This window comes from Streptomyces sp. NPDC020845, assembly GCF_044334165.1.
Classification (GTDB): domain Bacteria; phylum Actinomycetota; class Actinomycetes; order Streptomycetales; family Streptomycetaceae; genus Streptomyces.
In genome coordinates this window covers 266,003-287,830 of sequence record NZ_JBIRSJ010000016.1, presented here as the reverse complement: position 1 = coordinate 287,830, position 21,828 = coordinate 266,003, and the positions used below count along the sequence as shown (strand labels likewise).

Sequence of the window (21,828 nt, the reverse complement as noted above, 5' to 3'; positions counted from 1 at the left end):
GAGTACGCGGGGAACTGCGTCGGGCAGCCGGGCACTGACACGCGTTCCGCGTCTCACGCGTTGCGGGAGGGCATGTAGCGAATATGTAGCGAATCGATTCGACGCAAGCGCTTCGACGGGAAGCTACGACCGGCGGAGGGTGGGGCCAATGGCGTGCCGCAAGACCAGGGCGGCGCCGACGCACGGGCCGAGACCCCGCCGCTTCGGCCCGTGCCATCGCACCGGCCCCTCATCACCCGGGGTTCGGTGGCTGCGTCCCTGTTCAGTGACGTGGCGGTGGGTCGCCCGGGTGATCCGGGCCCGGCCGTCGGGCGAACCCACGCGATCCGCCGCGCCGCGCGGGCGGGAGGCGCACCACCACTTGCCCGCCACCTCGCCGAACCTGCTCAAGCACGCCGGTCGATGGCCGATCCGCAGGAATCGGCCATCGAACCGATTCCGCGACAAGAGTCGCAGAAGAAGGCTCCGCACCCTTGACAGCCCCGCGGAATCGGGAGCACCGTCTCCCCCCGAAACCTCTCTGCAATCTCACTGCACGACGGCACATGCAAGCGCTTCCGCATATGTCAGCGCCACCAACAAAACCCGGACTGGGTTACGCCGGCACGGTAGGGAGATCAGATGGGAACCACACGTACGAGACGCCACCTGCTGTCCGGGCGCGGTGGCGTCCAACGGCTGCTCGCGGCGCTGCGGCGCCGCGGCAGGCCGGAAAATGTGCCGGCTCAGGCACCTGTACATCAATGGGAGCGCTCCCACCGCTCCCTGCCGAGAACGTTCGCCCGGGCGGGGGCCGCGGCCGTGCTCGTCGTCGGCGCGCTGACCGGTGCCACGGCCACGGCGGAGACGGCCCGGGCCGCCACGTCCGGGCCGTGTGATCTCTACGCGGCGGGCGGTACGCCCTGTGTGGCGGCGCACAGTACGACGCGGGCGTTGTACGCCTCGTACAACGGGCCGCTCTACCAGGTCCGGCGTGCCTCGGACAACACCACCCGGGATGTCGGCGTTCTGAGTGCGGGCGGGTACGCCGACGCCGCCGCGCAGGACTCGTTCTGCGCGGGGACGACCTGCCTGATCACGATCCTCTACGACCAGTCCGGCCGCGGCAACCATCTCACCCAGGCGCCCGGCGGCGGTGCCGCCGGCGGTCCCGACAACCTCGCGAACGCGACCGCCGCGCCCACCACGGTGGGCGGCCACAAGGCCTATGGCGTCTTCGTGGCGCCCGGCACGGGGTACCGCAACAACCACACCAACGGCATCGCGACCGGGGACAACCCCGAAGGCATGTACGCGATCTTCGACGGCACGCACTACAACGGCGGCTGCTGCTTCGACTACGGCAACGCCGAGACGTCCAACAACGACGACGGCAACGGCACCATGGAGGCCATCTACTTCGGCAACATCAAGGTCTGGGGCTACGGTGCGGGCAACGGCCCCTGGATCATGGCCGACCTGGAGAACGGCCTGTTCTCCGGGGTGAACCAGCACTACAACGCGGGCGACCCGACCATCAACCACCGGTATACGACCGCCATCATCAAGGGTGGCCCGAACCACTGGGCGATCCGTGGGGGCAACGCGCAGTCCGGCGGCCTGTCCACCTTCTACGACGGACCACGTCCCAACGTCGCGGGCTACAACCCGATGCGGAAGCAGGGCGCCATCATCCTGGGCATCGGTGGCGACAACAGCAAGGGCGCCCAAGGCACCTTCTACGAGGGGGTGATGACCTCCGGCTACCCGTCGGACGCCACCGAGAACGCGGTTCAGGCCAACATCACCGCGGCCGGATACAGCAATGCGTCCGGCGGGACGAGCACCGGCGCGCTGCACGCGGTGGGCGCGGGCAAGTGCCTCGACGTGCCGAACTCGTCCACCACGGCCGGCACACAGCCGCAGATCTGGGACTGTAGCGGCACCGCCAACCAGACCTGGACCCGCACGTCCTCCAACCAGCTGACCGTCTACAGCGGCAGCAGCCAGATGTGCCTGGACGCGTACAACAACCAGACCTCCGCCGGCACCAAGGTGGAGACCTGGCCATGCAACGGCGGCGCCAACCAGCAGTGGCAGCTGAACTCCAACAGCACGATCACCGGCACCCAGTCCGGACTCTGCCTCGATGTCACCGGCGCCTCCACCGCCAACGGCGCCCTGGCCGAACTCTGGACCTGCAACGGCGGCTCCAACCAGCAGTGGAACCTCAGCTGACCCAACCAGCAGTTCGAGTTCGTGCCGGCCTCAGGCGGCTACGGCCGGCTGCAGGCGCAGAACTCCGGGCTGGTCGTGGCGGTGTCCGGCGATGCCACCGCCGCCGGTACGCCCGACATCGTGCAGCAGGCCGCGAACGGGGCGACCGGCAGCCTGTGGCTGCCGGTGCGGCAGTCCGACGGCTCGTACTCCTTCCAGAACCAGAACAGCGGCTTGTGCCTGGACGTCTACGGCGGCGGCAGCAACACCGGCCAGCAACTCGACCAATGGCCGTGCAAGAACGCCGCCGGCTCCAACCAGGACTTCACCCCGCGCTGACCGGCTCGTTCCCTACGCCCGCTGTCCCGCACCAGTGAGGAAACAGATGAAGAAGCTCTTGACAGCCTTGGCCGCGGTGCTGTTGACCGCGCTCGGTATGGGCGCGGCATGGCCCGCGGCGGCCGCCACCGGCACCTCGGCGTCCGCCGCCGCGCCCGCCACCCTGCGGCTGATGCCGTTGGGCGACTCGATCACCTGGGGCGTCGGCAGCGCGTCCGGGAACAGCTACCGGAGCTTTTTGTGGAACCGGCTGGCCGCCGAGGGGCACACCCAGGACTTCGTCGGCTCGGGCCGCAACGGCACCATGTCCGACCCGGACAACGAGGGCCATAACGGCTGGCGGATCGACCAGATAGCCGGCATCGCGGACTCCGTGCTGGCCCGCTTCCGGCCGAATGTCATCACCCTGGAGATCGGCACCAACGATCTGAACGGCAACTACCAGATCCCGACCGCCGCCGACCGGATGCGTGCGCTGATCGACCAGATCACCAACGCCGCACCCGACGCCACCGTCCTCGTCGGCACCGTGATCATCTCCACCAGCGGTACGGAGGAGGCCAACCGGCCCGCGTTCAACGCCAAGCTGCCCGGCATCGTCCAGGCCGAGCAGGCGGCCGGCAAGCACGTCCGCCTGGTCGACATGAGCGCCCTGACCACCGCGGACCTGTCCGACTCGCTGCACCCCAACGACAACGGCTTCAGCAAGATGGCGGCGGCATTCGACGCGGGTGTCCAGGCCGCGGACGCCGCAGGCTGGATCAAGCCGCCGGTCTCCGTGGGCGGCGGGCAGGTGCGCTCCGGCATCGCGGGGAAGTGCCTGGACGTCAACGGCGGCAGCAGCGCCAACGGCACCGCCGCGCAGATCTGGACCTGCAACGGCTCCACCGGGCAGCAGTGGTCCGCGCGCTCCGACGGCACCCTGCGAGCGCTCGGCAAGTGCCTCGACGCCACCGGCCGCGGCACCGCCAACGGCACCAAGATCGAGATCTGGGACTGCAACGGCGGCACCAACCAGCACTGGAACTTTAAGTGAGGTGATCCGGCGAACTCTCGCGCCCGGTGCGGCGGCTCTGGCCGGGCGCTGGTTCTGGCACGCCTTCACGGCGGTCTGACCGAGGAAAACATGGGATGGATTGGGTTCGGACCGGGAGTGATATGCGTATTGACAGACGAAGTACCTTGTGGAATCACTATGGAACATGGGATGTCTGAGCGCGTTTTGCAAAGTGGGAGCGCTCCCAGATGCTCGCCCTCCACATACCCGAGGAACACCATGCAGCCTTCATCGGTTTCGTTCCGGAGCTCCCGCTTAACGGCGGCCGCCGCCGTCTGCGTGACGGCGCTGCTGGCCATGCTGCTGTCGATCGCGCCGGCGCGGTCGGCATCGGCGCCGGCACCCCTGGTGAGTGCGGCGTCGGGGCGGTGCCTGGATGTCATGGGTGGTGCCGACACGGCGGGCACCGCGCTGGACATCGGGGACTGCAACGGTCAGGCGAACCAGGCGTTCGAGTTCACGTCGGCGGGTGAGCTGAGGACGATGGGCGGCACCCGGTGCGTGGACGCCTACGGCAACCGGACCGCTCCGGGAACCGCGGTGATCATCTGGTCCTGCAACGGGCAGCAGAACCAGCAGTGGCGGCAGAACGCCGACGGCTCCATCACCGGCGTCCAGTCCGGCCTGTGCCTGGACGTCAACGGGGCGGGCACGGCCAACGGCACCGCGGTCATCCTGTGGACCTGCAACGGCCAGAGCAACCAGAAGTGGAGCACGCCGTCGACTCCGTCGCCCGACGGATCGGGCCCGTGCGACATCTACGCGGCGGGCGGTACGCCGTGCGTGGCCGCGCACAGCACGGTGCGGGCGCTCCTGGGGTCGTACGGCGGCAACCTGTACCAGGTCAGGCGCTCCTCGGACAACGCGACCAGGAACATCGGTGTGCTTGCGGCCGGCGGCTTCGCCGACGCGGCGGCGCAGGACGCGTTCTGCGCGGGCACCTCGTGTGTGATCACGGTCGTCTACGACCAGTCCGGACACGGCAACGACCTGTGGTACCAGGGTTCGGCCCAGGTCCCGGGATCGAGCCAGAGCAGCCCCGCCAAGGCGGCCTCCGAGTCGCTGACCGCCGGGGGCACCAAGGCGTACTCGCTCTACATCAATCCCGGGAACAGCTACTGGCGGGACGGTCACCTGACGGGCGTGCCCACCGGCAGCGCGCCCGAAGGGGCGTACATGGTGACCAGCGGCACCCACGTCAACGGCGGCTGCTGCTTCGACTACGGCAACAGCGAGACGACGAGGAGCGCCGACGCCGCCGGGGCGATGGACGCGATCAACTTCAGCACCCAGTGCTGGTTCGGCGGCTGCTCGGGCAGCGGCCCCTGGGTGCAAGCCGATCTCGAATGGGGCCTGTACTCCGGTGGCAGCCAGTCCTGGAACCCCAACCAGCGGGCGTTCACCAGCAAATTCGTCACCGCGATGCTGAAGAACAACGGGACGTCGAGATTCGCCCTCAAGGGCGCCAACGCGCAGTCCGGCAGCCTGACCACCTTGTGGGACGGCGGCCTGCCGAACGGATACAGCCCGATGAAGAAACAGGGAGCCATCGTCCTGGGAAGCGGCGGTGACTGCTGCAAGCCCGGCGGCGGCGCCAACCTGAGCGCCGGCACCTTCTACGAGGGGGCCATCGTCGCCGGCTACCCGTCCGACGCGACCGACGACGCGGTACAGGCCAACATCACCGCGGCCGGCTACCGCTGAGCTTCGCGCACCCGTGCTGGAGGCCGGCCCCCTCCAGCACACCCCGAGCACCGCCACGAGAGACCCGCCCAGGAGAGTCATTGACATGGTCATTATCGGACAACTTCTGTCCCTCCTCCCGCGTCCGCTCCTGCGCAGGGCGGTGGCGGTCACCTCGGTCGCGCTGCTCATCGCGGCGGCATCCGTCGTGTCCCCCGGCACCGCGCAGCCCGCCGCCGCGCTGGACAACGGGCTCGCGCGGACCCCCCAGATGGGCTTCAACAACTGGAACGCGTACGGCTGCAATGTCTCCGAGGCGCTGATCAAGTCCACCGCGCAGGCGATGCATACGAACGGCATGCAGGCGGCGGGATACGAGTACGTCAACATCGACGACTGCTGGATGACGCACAGCCGCGATTCCGCCGGCCGCCTGGTGCCGGATCCGGCCAAGTTCCCCGACGGCATCAAGGGCACCGCGGACTACGTGCACTCGCTGGGGCTGAAGCTGGGGATCTACGAGGACGCGGGCACCGCGACCTGCGCCGGGTATCCGGGCAGCCTGGGGCACGAGACCACGGACGCGCAGACGTTCGCGTCGTGGGGTGTGGACTACCTGAAGTACGACAACTGCAACAACAACGGTGTGCCGGCGCAGACCCGGTACACCGCGATGCGGGACGCCCTGGCGGCCACCGACCGGCCGATCCTGTACAGCCTGTGCAACTGGGGCCAGGAGAGCGTGTGGACCTGGGGCGCGAACGTGGGCAACAGCTGGCGTACCACCGGAGACATCAGCGCGAACTTCGCCAGCATGCTGTCGATCTTCCACAGCAATGTGGGGCTGGCCTCCTACGCCGGCCCGGGCCACTGGAACGACCCGGACATGCTGGAGGTCGGCAACGGCTCGATGACGGCCACCGAGAGCCGCAGCGAGTTCAGCCTGTGGGCGGAGATGGCCGCGCCGCTGATCGCCGGCACCAACATCCCCCAGGCCAGTGCGGACACCCTGGCCACGCTGACCAACTCCCGGGTGATCGCGGTCGACCAGGACCCCTTGGGGAAGCAGGGCACCCTGGTGTCGTCCGCGGGCGGCCTGGACGTGCTGGCCAAGCCGCTGGCCAACGGGGACGTGTCGGTGGTGCTGTTCAACGAGACGGGCTCGACCGCGACCATCTCCACCACGGCGGCGGCGATCGGCAAGACCGGGGCGTCCGGTTACGCCCTGACCGACCTGTGGTCGGGAGCGACCTCGACCACCTCGGGCACGATCAGCGCCTCGGTGCCGGCGCACGGGACGGTGATGTACCGGGTCGCGGGCGGCACCAGCGGCGGCGGCACCGACGTGACCGGCGAGCTGCGCGCGGTGGGCGCGGGCAAGTGCCTGGACGTGCCGAACTCGTCCACCACGAGCGGCACCCAGCTGCAGATCTGGAGCTGCAGCGGCGGCGCCAACCAGACCTGGACCCGTACGTCCGCCAACCAGCTGACCATCTACAGCGGCGGCAGCCAGCTGTGCCTGGACGCCTACGACCGGGGCACCAGCCCCGGCACCAAGGTCATCACCTGGACCTGCAACGGCCAGAACAACCAGCAGTGGAACGTCAACGCCAACGGCACCATCACCAGCGCCCAGTCCGGCCTCTGCCTGGACGTCACCGGCGCTTCCACCGCCAACGGGGCCCTGGTCGACCTCTGGACCTGCAACGGCGGATCCAACCAGCAATGGTCGATGAGCTGACCCCGGAGGATCGCATGAGGACGAGAGCGAGACGCGGCCGTCTGGTACTCGCGGTCGGCATCGTCTTGGCGTTCGTGCTGCAGCTGCTCGCGACGGCCGAGAGCCGGGCCGCCGCGGGCGAGGCGCTGAGCGTGAACCTGGCGTCGAATCGGGGCCCGTCGACCGGCGTGGGCGAGGGGTTCCTCTACGGGTTCACGGCGGACGGCAGCCAGCCGGCGGACCAGTTCATCAAGCCGCTGGGGATCAACGCGTTCCGCGGCGGCGGCTGGTTCTCCGGCGGCTGGATCAAGGACAACTACCTGTACGGCTCCGCCACCCGGGCCGACCTCGACTCGATCATCGCGCTGGGAAAACGGCTCACCCAGGCGCCCTATCACGCGCAGTACCAGGTGCTGGTCAGCGACATCTACGGCGCCAACGGCGGCCAGCCGTCGAACACCAGGTACCCGTGCGACAACGGCGACTGCTCCAACTGGATCAATTTCATCGACTCCACGGTGGGAGCGCTGCAGGTTTCGGGGCTGACGTTCGCGTACGACATCTGGAACGAGCCGGACATCTCCTACTTCTGGACCCGGGGCGTGAACAGCGCCCAGTACTTCCAGATGTGGGACACCGCGTACCGCGAGATCCGGCGCCTCGCCCCCTCGGCGAAGATCGTGGGACCGTCCTTCGCCTTCACCCCGCAGCGTAATCCGGGCCAATGGCAGACCTGGCTCGCGCACGTAAAGGCGGCCGGGACGGTGCCGGACATGATCGCCAACCACAATGAGGGCGATGTCGACGACCCGGTCACCGTCTCGCAGTCCCTCAACAGCAGCCTGAACGCGGCGGGCATCGGTCCGCTGCCGCTGTCCTCGAACGAGTACCAGCCGGCCGACCGGCAGACCGCCGGGGTGACGGCGTGGTACCTGGCGCGGTTCGCGCAGTCCGGGTACACCAACGCGATGCGCGGCAACTGGGTGTGCTGCATGACCCCGAACCTGACCGGGGTCCTGACCCAGAGCGGGGGAAGCTGGCAGCCGACCGGCAACTGGTGGGCGCTGCGGGACTACGCCGACATGACCGGCACCCTCGTGGAGACCTCCGGCCAGGTCGGCTCCACCGCGATCTCGGCCTCCCAGGACTCCGTCAACAAGCGCGCCGTGGCGATGATCGGCGACGCGAACGGCTACACCGGCTCCGCGTCCGTGGCCTTCAACGGGCTGGCGTCCGTGCCCTGGCTGGCGGACGCCGGCAGCGTGCACGTCACCGTGCACCGCATCCCGGACCAGGCGCCGCTCGCCGCCCCGCAGACCGTGTACGACCAGAACGTCAGCACCTCGGGCGGCTCGATCACCGTGCCGCTGTCTTTCCAGGCCTCGCACGACGCGTTCGCGGTCTATCTGACACCCGCCACGTCCGAGGCCGGCTTCCCGAGCGGCTACCACCAGCTCGTGGTCGCCAACAACAACCTGTGCCTGGACGTAAACGGCAACTCCGGCAGCGCGGGCGCCACGATCGACCAGTGGACCTGCAACGGGCAGAGCAACCAGCAATTCCAGTTCCTGCCGGCCTCGGGCGGCTACGGCGAACTGCGGGCCCAGAACTCCGGCCTCGATGTGGCGGTGGCCGGCGGCTCCACGACGGCGGGCACCCCGGACATCGTCCAGCAGGCCACCGGCACGGCGGCAAGCAGCCTCTGGCTGCCCGTACGGCAGTCCGACGGCTCCTACGCATTCCAGAACCAGAACAGCGGCCTGTGCCTGGACGTCTACGGCGCCTCCAGCAACCCGGGCCAGCAACTCGACCAATGGCCGTGCAAGAACGCGCCCGGCACCAACCAGAACTTCATCCTCCGCTGACCACCGCACCGGCCACGGGGCACCTCTGACCTGCGAAAGGAATCCATCGTGTCAGCATTCCGCCAGTTACTCCGGCGCCTGCGCGTCCCGACGGCCATGTTCACGGGCCTCGTCCTGGCCGTCGGCGGCATCGTGGGCACGACCGCCACGCCGGCCCAGGCCGCCACCTCGATCACCATCAACGGCGCGTCGGGCGGCCGCACCTTCGACGGCGTCGGCGCGATCAGCGGCGGGGGCGGCAACAGCAGACTCCTGATCGACTATCCCGAACCCCAACGCGGCCAGGTCCTGGACTACCTGTTCAAGCCCGGCTACGGCGCCTCCCTGCACCTCCTCAAAGCCGAGGTCGGCGGCGACACCAACTCCACCTCGGGGGCCGAGCCGAGCCACCAGCACACCCGGTCCGACCTGAACTGCAACCGGGGCTACGAGTGGTGGCTGATGGAACAGGCCAAGGCGCGCAACCCGGACATCAAGCTGTACGGACTCGCCTGGGGCGCACCCGGCTGGATCGGCAACGGCAACTTCTGGTCCACCGATATGATCAACTATCTGGTCTCGTGGCTCGGCTGCGCCAAACAGCACGGGCTGACCATCGACTACCTCGGCGGGTGGAACGAGCGCGGCTACAACGTCTCCTGGTACCAGCAACTGCGCAGCACGCTCAACGCCAACGGCTACGGCAACGTAAAGATCGTGGCAGCCGACTCGGACTGGGCGGTGGCGAACGACATCAACTCCAACGCGGCGTTCCGCGCGTCGGTGGACATCATCGGCACGCACTACCCCTGCGGCTACCGTTCCGCACAGACCAACTGCTCGGTGCCGTCGGCCGCCACCTCGTCCGGCAAGCAGCTGTGGGCGAGCGAGAACGGCTCGGACGACTACAACGCGGGCGCGACGGCCGTGGCCCGCGGCATCAACCGCGGATACATCGACGGCCGGATGACCGCGTATCTCAACTGGCCTGTGGTCGCCGCGCTCACGCCCAACCTGCCCTACCCCACCATGGGGCTCGCCCTGGCACCGGAGCCGTGGTCCGGCTACTACGCGATCGGCAAGAACACCTGGGTGATGGCGCAGACGAGCCAGTTCACCGCCCCGGGGTGGCACTACCTCGACGACTCCAGCGGCTATATCGGCGGCAACCGGAACAACGGCAGCTATGTATCCCTGAAGTCCACGAACAACTCCGACTACTCCACGGTCATCGAGACGATGGACGCCGGCGGCGCCCAGACCCTGAACTTCAACGTCGCCGGAGGGCTGGCCTCGACCAAGACCGTCCACGTCTGGTCGACCGACGTCCGGTCCAACAACACGTCCGACCACTTCGTGCACGCGACGGACATCACCCCGTCCGGCGGCGCCTTCAGCCTGACCGTGCAGCCCGGCCGCGTGTACACCCTCACCACCACGACCGGACAGGGCAAGGGCACCGCCACCGGTCCCGCCCGGGGCACGTTCGGCCTGCCGTACAGCGACTCCTTCGACAGCTACGCCACCGGCACCGAGGCCAAGTACCTCATGGACTGGCAGGGCGCCTTCGAGGCGGTCGGCTGTGGCGGCGGCCGTAGCGGCAGGTGCGTGCGCCAGATGAGCCCGCAGAAGCCGATCACCTGGGACGCGCTGTCCGATCCGCACGCCCTGCTCGGCGACGTGGGCTGGAGCAACTACACCGTCTCCTCCGACGTGCTGCTCGAACAGTCCGGATACGCCGAGCTGATCGGACGCGCGAACGTGCAGGACTACAGCAGCACCGGCCAGCTGAACGCCTACCACCTGCGGGTGAGCGACACCGGCGCGTGGTCGATCCAGCGCTCGAACACCAACGGCAACGTCACCACCCTGGCCCAGGGCACGACCGCGGCCTTGGGCACCAACCGGTGGCACACCCTGGGCCTGACCTTCTCCGGCAGCAGCATCACCGCCGTCATCGACGATACGAAGGTCGGTTCCGTGAACGACAACACCTATGCCGGCGGCCAGGTCGGCTACGCGACCAGCCAGACCGAGACGGCGCAGTTCGACAACCTGTCCCTCACCCCCGGGTCCGGCGGATCCGGCGGCATAACGGCCCCGATCACCGGGACCGGTTCCGGCCGGTGCGTGGACGTGCCGAACCAGTCGCAGACGAACGGCACCCAGGTGGAGCTGTGGGACTGCAACGGCGGCAGCAACCAGCAGTGGACGAAGACCGCGGCAGACGAGCTGCGGGTCTACGGCAGCTCCTGCCTGGACGCCTCGGGCCAGGGCACCAGCCCCGGCACCAAGGTGGACATCTGGTCCTGCAACGGCGGCGCCAACCAGAAGTGGACGATCCACGACAACGGCACGATCACCGGAGTCCAGTCCGGCCTGTGCCTGGACGCCACCGGCGGCGGAACGGCGAACGGCACCTTGCTGCAGCTGTGGACCTGCAACGGCGGCAGCAGTCAGAAGTGGACGCACGGCTGACCCTCCTGAATCCACCCGCGCCACTCACGCAGAGAGGCCCCCCTATGACTTCCTCTTCCCTTCCGATCAGCCGGCGTCGGCTGATCGCGGCGGCGGGCGCGGCCACGGCCTTCGGTCTGCTGCGCTTCGCCCCCGAGGCCGCCGCCACCGACGGCCCGCAGAGCTACACCGCGAGCTGGTCCTCGGTGGACCAGCACCCCCCGGCCCCGGTCTGGTTCCAGGACGCCAAGTTCGGCATCTACTACCACTGGGGCGTCTTCAGCGTCCCCGCGTACGGGAACGAGTGGTATCCGCGCAACATGTACGTCGGCGGCTCGAACGAGAACAAGCACCACATCGCCACCTACGGCGACCCGTCGGCCTGGCCGTACCACAACTTCATCGACGGCGCCCGCGACAAGGCCGGGAACTTCGTCCAGTTCGCCCCCAAGCTCGCCTCCCAGGGCGGCAAGTGGGACCCGAACGCCTGGGCGCAGCTGTTCAAGTCCGCGGGCGCGAAGTTCGCCGGCCCGGTCGCCGAACACCACGACGGCTTCTCCATGTGGGACAGCCACGCCAGCCCGTGGAACTCCGTCCAGCACGGCCCGAAGCTCGACCTCGTCGGGCTGCACGCGAAGGCCATCCGCGACCAGGGGCTGAAGTTCATGGCCTCGCTACACCACGCGTACCACTTCACCGGCTACTACGACCACGTGCCGTACCAGTCCGACCCGACGCTGCGCATCCTCTACGGCCAGCAGGGTGCGGCCGCGGAGAACCAGCTCTGGTACCAGAAGCTGATCGAGGTCGTCGACGGCTACCAGCCGGACCTGGTCTGGCAGGACTTCAACCTGGGTCAGGTGCAGGAGTCCTACCGGCTCCAGTTCCTCGCGCACTACTACAACCAGGCGGTCGCCTGGAACAAGGACGTGGCCGCGACCTACAAGGACGGCTTCAACAACAAGGGCGAGGTCTTCGACTTCGAGCGCGGCGGCCCGGCCGGGCTGCTCACCCCGTACTGGCTGACCGACGACAGCATCTCCTCCTCCAGCTGGTGCTACACGGTGGGCATCGGCTACTACTCGACGCAGGCCCTGCTGCACGCGCTGATCGACCGCGTCAGCAAGGGCGGCAGCATGCTGCTGAACATCGCCCCGATGGCCGACGGCACCATCCCCTCCGGGCAGCAGTCGATCCTGCTCGCCATGGGTGACTGGCTCGGCCGCTTCGGAGAAGCGATCTACGGCACCCGCTCCTGGACCAGCTACGGCGAGGGCCCCACCCAGATGGGCGGAGGCTCGTTCAGCGGCCCGGTGGCCGGCACGGCGAAGGACATCCGGTTCACCCGCAGCCAGGACAACAAGGTCCTGTACGCCACCGCGCTGGGCTGGCAGGGCGGCACCATGACCATCGCCACGCTGAGCTCGAACCGGATCAACCTCAGCAGCCTGACCGGCGCACAACTGCTGGACAACACCGCAGGCAAGTACATCAACCTGCCCGCACCGACCCAGGACACCTCCGGCCTGCACCTGGCCATGCCCTCGTCCGGCGCGCCGTTCAGCGCCCTGGCGTACACGATCAAGCTCACCTTCTCCGGCCAGATCCCCGCCCTGAACGGCGCGGGCGTTCCCACCAGCTGGGCCAAGATCACCAATGTGACCAGCGGGCTGGCACTCGACAGCGGGGGCAACGTCGCCTCCGGCTCCAACCTCAAGCAGTGGACCTACGACGGGAGCAGCAACCTGCAGTGGCAGCTGATCGACCTCGGCAACGGCTACTACCGGATCATGAACCGCACCAATGGCATGGCCGCCGACAGCTGGGGCAACGCCGCCAACGGCGCTCCCGCCCGGCAGAGCGCGTGGACCGGCGGCAACAACCAGCAGTGGTCGCTCAAGAGCCTCGGCAACAACCGCTACCAGATCGTCAACCGCGGCACCGGCACCGCCCTCGACGGCGCGGGCAGCACCACGTCCGGCTCGACGACGGTGATGTGGACGCCGAATTCCAGCACCAGCAACGCATGGACCATCGCCGGCGTCTGAGCCGCCTGTGCCCTCGACGGAAAAGGAGAAGCAGTGAAGAAGAGAAGATCCCTCTTAATGCCCCTTGTGGCCGCGGCACTTCTCGTCATGTCCGGTGCCGGTACGGCGCTGGGCCGCAGTCCCGACGCAGGCACGTCGCCCACCAGTGCCAGTGCCGCCGCCGCCAGTGACGGATGCGGCAAGGCTCCGGCGCTGAACAGCGGCACGCACACGATCTCGAGCAGCGGCCAGAACCGCAGCTACATCCTCAGGGTCCCGGCGAACTACGACAGCAACCGCGCCTACCGGCTGGTCTTCGGATTCCACTGGGTGGGCGGCACCGCCAACGATGTCGATTCGGGCGGAACCGACGGATACAACTGGTCCTATTACGGCCTCAGGCGGCTGGCGGACAGCGCGAACAACGGCACGATCTTCGTGGCGCCCCAGGGCATCAACAACGGCTGGGCCAATTCCGGCGGCCAGGACGTGACCTTCGTCGACGACATGGTCCGGCAGATCGAGGCAGGCCTGTGCGTCGACACGGCGCAGCTGTTCGCCGGGGGCTTCAGCTACGGCGGGGCGATGACGTACGCCCTGGCCTGTTCCCGGGCGACGGTCTTCCGCGCGGTCGCGGTCTACTCCGGCGCGAACCTCAGCGGCTGCGGCGGCGGCACCCAGCCCATCGCGTACATGGGGCTCCACGGCATCAATGACAACGTCCTGCCCATCTCTTCGGGACGGGCGCTGCGCGACACGTTCGTACGGAACAACGGCTGCACCCCGCAGAACCCGCCCGAGCCGTCGTCCGGCAGCCACACGCACATCATCACGGCCTACTCAGGGTGCTCGTCCGGGCATCCCGTCGTATGGGCCGCGTTCGACGGGGGTCACGACCCCGGCCCCATCGACAGCGGCGGCAGCGGCTGGCAGACCTGGACGTCGGGAGAGGTGTGGAAGTTCTTCACCCAGTTCGACTCGACCACCCCGCCCCTGCCCACCGGCCAGCAGATCGTCGGCGGGCAGTCGGGCCGCTGCATCGACATCCCCAACTCCACCACGGCCAACGGCACCCAGGCGCAGCTGTGGGACTGCCACGGCGGCACCAACCAGCGGTGGACCTACACCGCCTCCAAGCAACTCATGATCTACGGCAGCAAGTGCCTGGACGCCTCCGGGCGGGGCACCGGCAATGGCACTGCCGCGATCATCTGGGACTGCAACGGGCAGACGAACCAGCAGTGGAACGTCAACGCCAACGGCACGATCACAGGAGTGCAGTCGGGGTTGTGTCTTGAGGCCGGCGACGCGAACACCGCCGACGGAACGAAGATCCAACTGTGGAGTTGCTCGGGCGCATCGAACCAGCAGTGGGATCTGAAGAGCTGACACGGACTTCAGGGCCGGGCGCCAACCGGTCCGGCCCCGAACCGGGCAGCCTCCGCGAAGCATGCAGTCGGACGCGTGCTTGTGGGCGTTGGCTGCCTGGCCACCTACCCCACCACCAGCCGCGTCGGCCGTGCCAGGGCGGGGGCGTGGTGGTCGTGTCGGTCCTCGGACACTCACTCCAAAAGCCTGGTCGGTGCGCTGACCAGGCTTTCTGTGTGAGGCGTCGAGCAGGTGACCGAAATGGGTCGCGCGAGATTGTCGGGCTGGCACCGCGCTGGCCTGGGGTTTCTCTCGATCTCATGGAGTGGGGGTCGCGTCGGGTTCATGTGGAGATTGTGTGTCCAGGGTCTGCGGCGTCATGGCCTCAGGGCCGTGACCTGCACTGTTGTCAGGGCGTGAGGTGGGGATTCGCATGGCTGCCCGAAGGGATGCGAGTCAGATCCACCCTTGCCCTATCGCGCGTAGTCGGTGCGGGGCGCAGCTGGCCGCCCGAGGTCCGTCCGAAGCGGAACAAGCTGACCCCACCTTGCGCGGGTCGAGGCGAGGCTCGGCCTGCACAAGGTGCTTTCGGGCTCGTGATCTGCGCGAGTCCCGGGTCCCGTAGACCTTGGCAGTCCAGCAGGCGACCTCGCGTGTTCTGGACCCGGTGGCCGGTGCCATGGGGTTGGACAAGACCGCGCGGACCGCGGTGCTCAGGTGACGGAGAAGCCCTGGAAGGCGGCGATCCCGCGGGTGCCGGTCCAGCCGTTGGCAGCCGTCATGAATACCCCGATGTCCTGGGCGTCGGCAACGCCGCCCGGGGTGGCCGTGCCGACCGTGGTCCATGAGACGCCGTCACCGCTGCACTCGCCGGTATAGGCGTCGCCGGAGCGCGTCAGCCGCAGATGCACCGGGGCGGCGAAAGACCCGGCCAGTTCGATCGAGTCGAGTGTTCCGTTGCCGTCGGCGTCCCAGGACAGGGCGCATCCGTTGGACGGTGTCACCGCCAGATTGACGTACCCGGCCGAGCCGTCGCCGTTCGCGGAGAGGTCGTTACGGACCATCAGCCCGGCGCGGGCCCAGCCGCCAGTGTTGTCCTGCGAGGTGACCTGGACCGTGGCGACCGAGGCGGAACCGAAGGCGGCGACCCGGTGGATCGTGCCGAACTCATTGGTGCCACCCCACAGATCGGCGCCCCCGCCTTCGATGGCGAGTCCGTCCCCCGACTGGCCGAAGACGGCGTCGTTGAAGGAAGCCGTTCGGTAGGGCGCTTGTACACCGGTGCCCGCCATCAGACGGACGGCTGCCGAGGCCGAGCCCCGCGAGCCGCCGGTCCGGTAGGACGCGCCCACCGGCACCCGGGAGACCAGCTCACCGGCGGCCGCGGAGGTGAGGGTGACCCGGAAGCTCGCCGAGAACGTCTCGCCCGGGGCGACGGACGCCGCGGTGGTCGGGCCGGCCGGCTCGGCGGTCATCCCCTCCGGCGCGTCGACCGACAGGCTCACATCCGTCGCCGGGCCGAACCCATTGCGGTTGGTGAACGACACGGTGACCGTGGCCGGGCGGTCCTCGGCCACCGCTCCCCCGTCGGCGGACGCGGTCAGCGCCACCTGGTGGGGATCCGCGGTCAGGGTGTCCCGCACCTTCCGGGCCAGCTTGTGGATGTCGCCCGACGTCCGCGTCGGGTAGCTGTCGTGCTGGTGCGCCCAGTGGTCCTCCAGCGCGAACCAGTCGATCCCGGCGGGCTGCCGGCCGGCCGCGAGCGCCGTGGACAACGCGTCGAAGTACGTCTTCCAGCGCAGGTGGTAGAGGCCGCCGAGCAGTCCGGACCACTCCCGGTTGGCGTAGTCGTGCAGGCCCTCCTCGCTGCTCGCGCGGCCGCCCCAGGTGGTGATGATCGACCGTGCGTCGTACTCCAGTTGGTCCCTCTCCGCCCTGGTGGCGCCCCAGGACCGGGCGTCGGCCAGCCACCGTCCGAGCAGGTGCTGGCCGCTGGTGGCCAGCACCTGGTCCATCAGCTTCATCCAGCTGAGCCAGGTCTTGGTGAGCCGGTCGAAGCGGCCGCGGTCCTTGGCCTCGTACGCCGCCTTGATCTGGGGCAGCAGCATCCGGCTGCGGTTGGAAAGCACCTGGCGGGCCACGTCGGCCAGGTCGTAGGCGTAGGCCGAGCTGTCGCGCAGCCCCGGCGCGACCTGGAGCAGTTCGGTGAGCGCCGCGTCGAAGGCCGTGGTGTCGTAGCGGTCGGCCTCCGGGCCCCACGCGGCGGCCTTGTTGGCGCCCAGGCTCGGCCGGGCACCGAACAGCCCGTCGGGCGCCTCGCTCCACGCGTCCGCGCGGGACATGTTGTACGCGGTGTCACGGATCGCCTTCCAGGCGGCGACGGCGTGCGGGTCCTCGCCGCCGTACCGGGACACGGCGTACGAGGCGAACCAGTCGTCGAGGCCGATGGCGCCGGGCGTCCAGGCCAGGTCGGTGAACAGGGCCATCGCGGCGGGGTTGTTGTCGGCGCCCTCCGGCATCATCGCGATCCCGGCGAGCGCGCTGCCCGTCTTGTCCCGCCACTTCGGGTACTGCTCCACCCAGTCGGGAGCGTTGGCACCGATCGGGGTGTGACCGCCGAAGTTCCAGATGGAGCCGAAGGCGTACGGGGTGCCGTCCCAGTCGCTCTCCCGGTCGGTGACGGTGGTGTAGCGGTCGGACAGGCCGTCGACGACGAGCATCGTGCTCTTGTCGACCGCGCCGAGGATCTCCCGGCTGGGGTTGGTCTGCCAGCCCAGGATCGCCCAGACCGCCCCGGCGTGTGCCTTCTGGAGAGCCGCCTCGACGGCCTTGGCCGCCTCTCCGACCGGCACGTCACCGGGGTTGCCGCCCTCGTGCAGCAGGTCCATCTTGTACATGGAGCTGTCGCCGTAGCGTTCCCGTTGGTGCCGGTAGAAGGCGGCGGCGACCTGGGCGAAGAGGTCCGTGCGCGGATCGAGCCAGTCGGGGCGCTTGAAGGCGCCCCAGGTGCCCTGGGAGACCAGCGACGCGCCGGGGTTCTTGGCCAGGAAGTCGTCCGGCACGGTGCCGTAGTAGCCGGGCAGCACGGGGGTCATGCCGAGTTCCCGCACCCGGGCGATGATCTTCTTGGCGAGGGCGGCCCGCTGGTCGATGAGGTGCTTGGACACCGGACCGCCGAACCCCGACATGTTCTGCAGCAGCCACCAGGGCTGGTGGGAAGGGGCGGGGATCCAGGCCCGCAGCTCGGCGTCCGAGTAGCCGAAGTCCCGGAAGGTGTCGTAGTAGACGGCGTCGGCACCGATGTACACGAGCACCTCGTTGATGCCGTGCAGCGCGAGCACGTCGATCTCGCGCTCCCAGGCCTTCCAGCCCCGGTAGGCGCCGGTGTAGCCCTCGTTGGTGTCGTTGTACGCGAACCGGTGGGCGACGTTCGCCGCTCCCGTGATCTCCGCGCCGGGCGCGGGCAGCAGCCGGGGGAGGTTCAGCTGCTCGCCGTTCCAGGAGATGTCGGCCTTCGCGGTCTCGGCGAGGTACCGGTTGAACCCGGTGAGCAGTACGGCGGGGCTGGTGCCCTCCACCGTGATGCTCCCGGCCCGGCCGGTGACCCGGAAGTGGTCGCCGTCGCCGGCCGCCACCGCGCGCAGCGTGACCTGCTGGTGGTGGGCGGGCACCAGCCGCCGCAGCGCGGCGGCGGCCGGTGCCGTGTCGAACGGCCGGGCGCTCCCGTTCCCGGTGGCCGCCCGCGCGGCCTGCGGCTTCGCCAGCAGCAGCGCGCCGCTCACGGCGGCCGCTCCGGTCAGCACTCGTCTGCGGCTGACGCCTTCGTTGTTGTCCATGTTGTTCAGAATTTCCTTTCAGGCGACCGTCATCGCGAAGATGTGCAGGGCGGGGACGCCCGACTGCAGGCCGTCGCTGACCTTCGGCAGCACGACGGCGCGCACTTCCTTGTCCTGCAGTTCGACGCCGAACACGTAGAGGCTGACCGGGGTGTCGTCCCGGCCGGTGGAGATGTGGCGGTACGGCACCACCACGGCGGCGGAGCCGTGCGCCCCGTACCAGTCCGGGACGGCGACGGAGAACGCCTGCCGCGTGCCGTCGGCGTAGACGACGGCTCCCTCGCCCTTGCCCTCGCCCCAGGTGCTGGTGCCCAGGAAGGCCAGCCGGGAGCCCGAGCCGGACAGCAGCACGGTCTGCCCGGAGGCGACGACGTTGTCCTTGTTCCCCGGCCGGGTGTCCGGCCAGGTGAAGGCCGTCCCGTCGTACGTCACCGCCGCCCCCGGTGTCAGCCCGACCGAGGCCAGCGCCTGCGCGGACAGGCTGGACCGCGACCCGTCGATGTCGGCGACCGTGAGGGCGTCGTCGGAGGCGATGCCCGCGTTGTCGAAGGCACCGGCGAGCGACCGGTTCGGCAGCCGCACCGACGAGGTGGCGCGGGCGCAGTCGGAGCCGTCGCGGTGGACGTCGAAGAGCGCGTGGGCGGTGAACGAGACGAGGCCTTCGGCGTCGTCGGCGAGCCGGGTCCGCCAGCTGCGGGTGGCCGTGGCACCGGGCGCCAGGCTGCCCAGAGGGGACGGCCGCCCGGAGCCGTCCACGGCGAAGTAGAGCACCGTGTCACGCAGCGCGATCGGGGCGGTGTTGGTGACGGTGGCGGTCAGCGTCACCGCCGAGCCCGCCTGCGGACTCGTCGGCGACACGTTCAGTGAGATGGGCGGGGTGAGGAAGTCCTCGTCGGGCCGGTACGCGTGGCCGTTCATGGCGCCTCCACCGAGAAGTGGTCGAAGACCGCCCGGACGGTGGTGCCCGGGTAGTTGGCGTTGACGGCGCTGGCGATGACTCCCGCGTCCCCGGCGCCGCTCGCCGACGGCACGGTGGCGGTGCCGACCCGCTCCCACGCCAGCCCGTTGCCCGTGGCGTACGCGGTGTAGGTGGTGCCCGAGCGCACCAGGCGCAGCCAGGCGGGGTGGTAGGAGCCGCCGCCCCCGGCCCAGGTGTCCAGGTGTCCGTCGCCGTCGCTGTCCGTCATGAATTCGAGGCCGTACCGGGCGGACATGGTCAGCACCGCGTAGCCGCCCTTGCCGGGTGCGGTCAGGTCGCCCGCGATCGCGATCCCCGATTTGGCGCTGGGGTTGTCGCTGCCGGTCAGGCCGGCCGTCCTGACCTGCACCACACAGGACTCGGCGGCGGCGCCGGGGAGGTAGATGACCCCCTTCTCGTCGGTGCCGCCGGACAGGTCCCGGCCACCGGCCCAGATGACCAATTGGCCGGGGGCGTACTGGCCGAACGTGGCGTCGTCGGTGGTGGCGAAGGTGGTGTACGGCTCCCGCACGCCGTTGGGCTCGTAGGGGATGCTGACGGTTTTGGCGGAGCGGGCGCAGTCGGAGCTGTGGCCGTCGACGTCGAAGACGAGGTGCGCGGTGAACGATACGTCGCCCGCCACGTCGGCGGGCATCGTGGTCTGCCAGCTGCGGGTGACTTTCGCGCCGCGCCGCAGGTCGCCGAGGGGGATGGTTTTGGCGGCCGTCGTCGCACCCGGGCCGATCAGGTGGAGAACGGCGTCGCGGAGCGGGAAGGGGCAGTCGTTGGTGAGGTGTGCGGTGGCCGTCACCGCGTCGCCGCCGGCCGGGTCCGCGGGCACCGTGGTCACGGTGAGGGTGGGCCCGAGGGTGTCGAATCGGGTTTCGTCGCGTCCGGTCATCAGGCTCGCCCCCGGTCCCAGTCGACGGTGAAGGTATTCGCGATGTCGCTGGGGAGAGCGGAGGGGACCGTGATGTGGATCTTGCCGTCCTCGCGGGTCCACCGCAGCGGGCCCTGGTGGCCGAGCAGCCGGATCCTGGAGGTGGCGCTGATCGGGATGTCGGCGGGCACCGACAGGGTGCCGCTGGGGGCGCCCAGCGCGATGATGTTGAATTTTCCGGGGGTGACCGTGTAGCGGATGCCGAGTGGGCTGCCCTCCTCCTCCGCCCGCACCCACGGCGTCGAGCCGTAGACCGCCGGGCCGTTGACGTCCAGCCAGGCGCCGATGTCGCGCAGCCGCTCCCGCATGATGGCGGGGATGGTGCCGTCGGGCTTGGGGCCGATGTTCAGCAGCAGGTTGCCGTTCTTGCTGACCACGTCGGCGAGCAGGTGGATCAGGAACTCGGAGGTCTTGTAGTCCTCGTCCAGCTCGTGCTTGTTGTAGCCCCAGGAGTAGCCCATGGTGATGCAGCACTCCCACTTCTGCGGGTCCATGGTGGGGTTGGTGCGCTGCTCGTAGGTGGCGAAGTCGTAGTGGGTGTCGAACCGGTCGTTGATCACGACGCCCTTGGGCCGCGCCCGGTTCTTCGCCTTGTTGTAGTAGTAGGCCATGGGCTCTTCGCTGCGCCACGGCGGCTCCCCGGTGGGCCGGAACCACTGGCCGTCCGCCCACAGCAGCTCGGGGTCGTACCGGTCGATGATCTCGTAGAGCTGCTTCAGCTCGTAGTCGCCGACGTAGTCCTGGACCGGCTTGTAGCCGACCATCGGGATTTCCTCGTCGGTGTAGAAGTTCTTCATCGGCCGGCCGATGGCCGGGTTGAAGAACTCGCCGAGCGAGTAGTAGAGGCCCGGCCGTACGGTGCCGCGCTTTCGGGCGGCGGTCATCAGCTCACCGACCAGGTCGCGCTTGGGGCCGTACTTCACCGAGTGCCGGTCGGTGACCTCGCTGGGGAAGAGGGCGAAACCGTCGTGGTGCTTGCTGGTCAGCGCGAAGTACTGGGCGCCCGCCTGCTCGAAGAGCCTGACCCAGGAGTCCGGGTCGAAGTTCTCGGCCTTGAACTGCGGGATGAAGTCGTCGTAGACGAAGTCCTCGCCGTAGGTGTCCCGGTGGTACTTCCACTCGGCGGTGTCCTTGAAGCTCTGGTACCACAGGTACCACTCGCCCGCGTTGTGCCGTCCGGTGCCCCCGGGCACCGAGTAGACGCCCCAATGGATGAAGATGCCGAACTTGGCGTCCTTGTACCAGCGCGGCACCGGGTGGGTGTCCAGCGACGCCTTGGTGGGCTCATAGTCGGGGCGCGCCCTGCCGCCGAGGGCGTGAGCGATCCCCGGCGGGCCGAGCAGCACGGCCCCGCCGAGGGCGGTCGCGGTGGTCAGGAGGTCTCTGCGGCTGACTGCCATGAA

Annotated in this window: 12 protein-coding genes and 1 pseudogene; 9 read left to right on the top strand and 4 right to left on the bottom strand. The window is 69.2% G+C overall.

What is annotated here, in order from left to right; all coding sequences use genetic code 11:
* Nucleotides 1-621 precede the first annotated feature (621 nt).
* From ACH4U7_RS38430 to ACH4U7_RS38390, 9 genes and pseudogenes are all read left to right on the top strand, one after another.
* Complete coding sequence (locus ACH4U7_RS38430) at nt 622-2,217, top strand: arabinofuranosidase catalytic domain-containing protein (RefSeq protein WP_398532398.1); 1,596 nt, start codon at nt 622-624, stop codon at nt 2,215-2,217.
* 12 nt (nt 2,218-2,229) lie between these two features.
* Nucleotides 2,230-2,535: pseudogene (locus tag ACH4U7_RS38425) on the top strand (RICIN domain-containing protein); the annotation flags it as partial.
* Between the two features lie 46 nt (nt 2,536-2,581).
* Entirely contained in the window at nt 2,582-3,571 is a 990-nt protein-coding gene (locus ACH4U7_RS38420; protein WP_398532397.1) for a GDSL-type esterase/lipase family protein, read from the top strand.
* 318 nt (nt 3,572-3,889) lie between these two features.
* A complete protein-coding gene (locus ACH4U7_RS38415; RefSeq protein ID WP_398532431.1) occupies nt 3,890-5,296 on the top strand; it encodes an arabinofuranosidase catalytic domain-containing protein in 1,407 nt (468 codons plus the stop codon).
* A gap of 85 nt (nt 5,297-5,381) precedes the next feature.
* Nucleotides 5,382-7,016, top strand: coding sequence for a glycoside hydrolase family 27 protein (locus ACH4U7_RS38410; protein ID WP_398532396.1), 1,635 nt, complete (start codon nt 5,382-5,384; stop codon nt 7,014-7,016).
* Nucleotides 7,017-7,030: 14 nt separating this feature from the next.
* Nucleotides 7,031-8,860: an RICIN domain-containing protein gene (locus ACH4U7_RS38405; RefSeq protein WP_398532395.1), complete on the top strand. Its 1,830-nt coding sequence runs from the start codon at nt 7,031-7,033 to the stop codon at nt 8,858-8,860.
* Between the two features lie 48 nt (nt 8,861-8,908).
* On the top strand, nt 8,909-11,317 hold the full coding sequence (locus tag ACH4U7_RS38400; protein ID WP_398532394.1) for a ricin-type beta-trefoil lectin domain protein: 2,409 nt from the start codon (nt 8,909-8,911) through the stop codon (nt 11,315-11,317).
* 44 nt (nt 11,318-11,361) lie between these two features.
* Nucleotides 11,362-13,344, top strand: coding sequence for an alpha-L-fucosidase (locus ACH4U7_RS38395; protein WP_398532393.1), 1,983 nt, complete (start codon nt 11,362-11,364; stop codon nt 13,342-13,344).
* A 57-nt stretch (nt 13,345-13,401) separates the two neighbouring features.
* On the top strand, nt 13,402-14,712 hold the full coding sequence (locus ACH4U7_RS38390; protein ID WP_398532392.1) for a ricin-type beta-trefoil lectin domain protein: 1,311 nt from the start codon (nt 13,402-13,404) through the stop codon (nt 14,710-14,712).
* 692 nt (nt 14,713-15,404) lie between these two features.
* On the opposite strand, the gene ACH4U7_RS38385 is transcribed toward ACH4U7_RS38390, so the two are convergent.
* Genes ACH4U7_RS38385 through ACH4U7_RS38370 form a run of 4 tightly spaced genes read right to left on the bottom strand, consistent with a single transcriptional unit; the run spans nt 15,405 to nt 21,825 of the window.
* Nucleotides 15,405-18,527 carry an alpha-N-acetylglucosaminidase TIM-barrel domain-containing protein gene (locus ACH4U7_RS38385; RefSeq protein WP_398532391.1) on the bottom strand — a complete coding sequence of 1,041 codons (3,123 nt, stop codon included), beginning with the start codon at nt 18,525-18,527 and terminating at the stop codon, nt 15,405-15,407.
* Between the two features lie 18 nt (nt 18,528-18,545).
* A complete protein-coding gene (locus ACH4U7_RS38380; protein ID WP_398532390.1) occupies nt 18,546-19,445 on the bottom strand; it encodes a CARDB domain-containing protein in 900 nt (299 codons plus the stop codon).
* The gene (locus ACH4U7_RS38375; protein ID WP_398532389.1) at nt 19,442-20,386 is read right to left on the bottom strand and encodes a hypothetical protein; all 945 of its coding nucleotides are present in this window, start codon (nt 20,384-20,386) and stop codon (nt 19,442-19,444) included. Before ACH4U7_RS38375 ends, ACH4U7_RS38380 begins: the two co-directional genes overlap by 4 nt.
* On the bottom strand, nt 20,386-21,825 hold the full coding sequence (locus tag ACH4U7_RS38370; protein WP_398532388.1) for an alpha-L-fucosidase: 1,440 nt from the start codon (nt 21,823-21,825) through the stop codon (nt 20,386-20,388). Before ACH4U7_RS38370 ends, ACH4U7_RS38375 begins: the two co-directional genes overlap by 1 nt.
* Nucleotides 21,826-21,828 lie beyond the last annotated feature (3 nt).

Coding starts and splice junctions, on each gene's coding strand:
- ACH4U7_RS38405 (WP_398532395.1), top strand. CDS start 7,031: ATGAGGACGAGAGCGAGACGCGGCCGTCTGGTACTCGCGGTCGGCATC.
- ACH4U7_RS38375 (WP_398532389.1), bottom strand. CDS start 20,386: ATGACCGGACGCGACGAAACCCGATTCGACACCCTCGGGCCCACCCTC.
- ACH4U7_RS38380 (WP_398532390.1), bottom strand. CDS start 19,445: ATGAACGGCCACGCGTACCGGCCCGACGAGGACTTCCTCACCCCGCCC.
- ACH4U7_RS38385 (WP_398532391.1), bottom strand. CDS start 18,527: ATGGACAACAACGAAGGCGTCAGCCGCAGACGAGTGCTGACCGGAGCG.
- ACH4U7_RS38430 (WP_398532398.1), top strand. CDS start 622: ATGGGAACCACACGTACGAGACGCCACCTGCTGTCCGGGCGCGGTGGC.
- ACH4U7_RS38420 (WP_398532397.1), top strand. CDS start 2,582: ATGAAGAAGCTCTTGACAGCCTTGGCCGCGGTGCTGTTGACCGCGCTC.
- ACH4U7_RS38370 (WP_398532388.1), bottom strand. CDS start 21,825: ATGGCAGTCAGCCGCAGAGACCTCCTGACCACCGCGACCGCCCTCGGC.
- ACH4U7_RS38415 (WP_398532431.1), top strand. CDS start 3,890: ATGCTGCTGTCGATCGCGCCGGCGCGGTCGGCATCGGCGCCGGCACCC.
- ACH4U7_RS38390 (WP_398532392.1), top strand. CDS start 13,402: ATGCCCCTTGTGGCCGCGGCACTTCTCGTCATGTCCGGTGCCGGTACG.
- ACH4U7_RS38410 (WP_398532396.1), top strand. CDS start 5,382: ATGGTCATTATCGGACAACTTCTGTCCCTCCTCCCGCGTCCGCTCCTG.
- ACH4U7_RS38395 (WP_398532393.1), top strand. CDS start 11,362: ATGACTTCCTCTTCCCTTCCGATCAGCCGGCGTCGGCTGATCGCGGCG.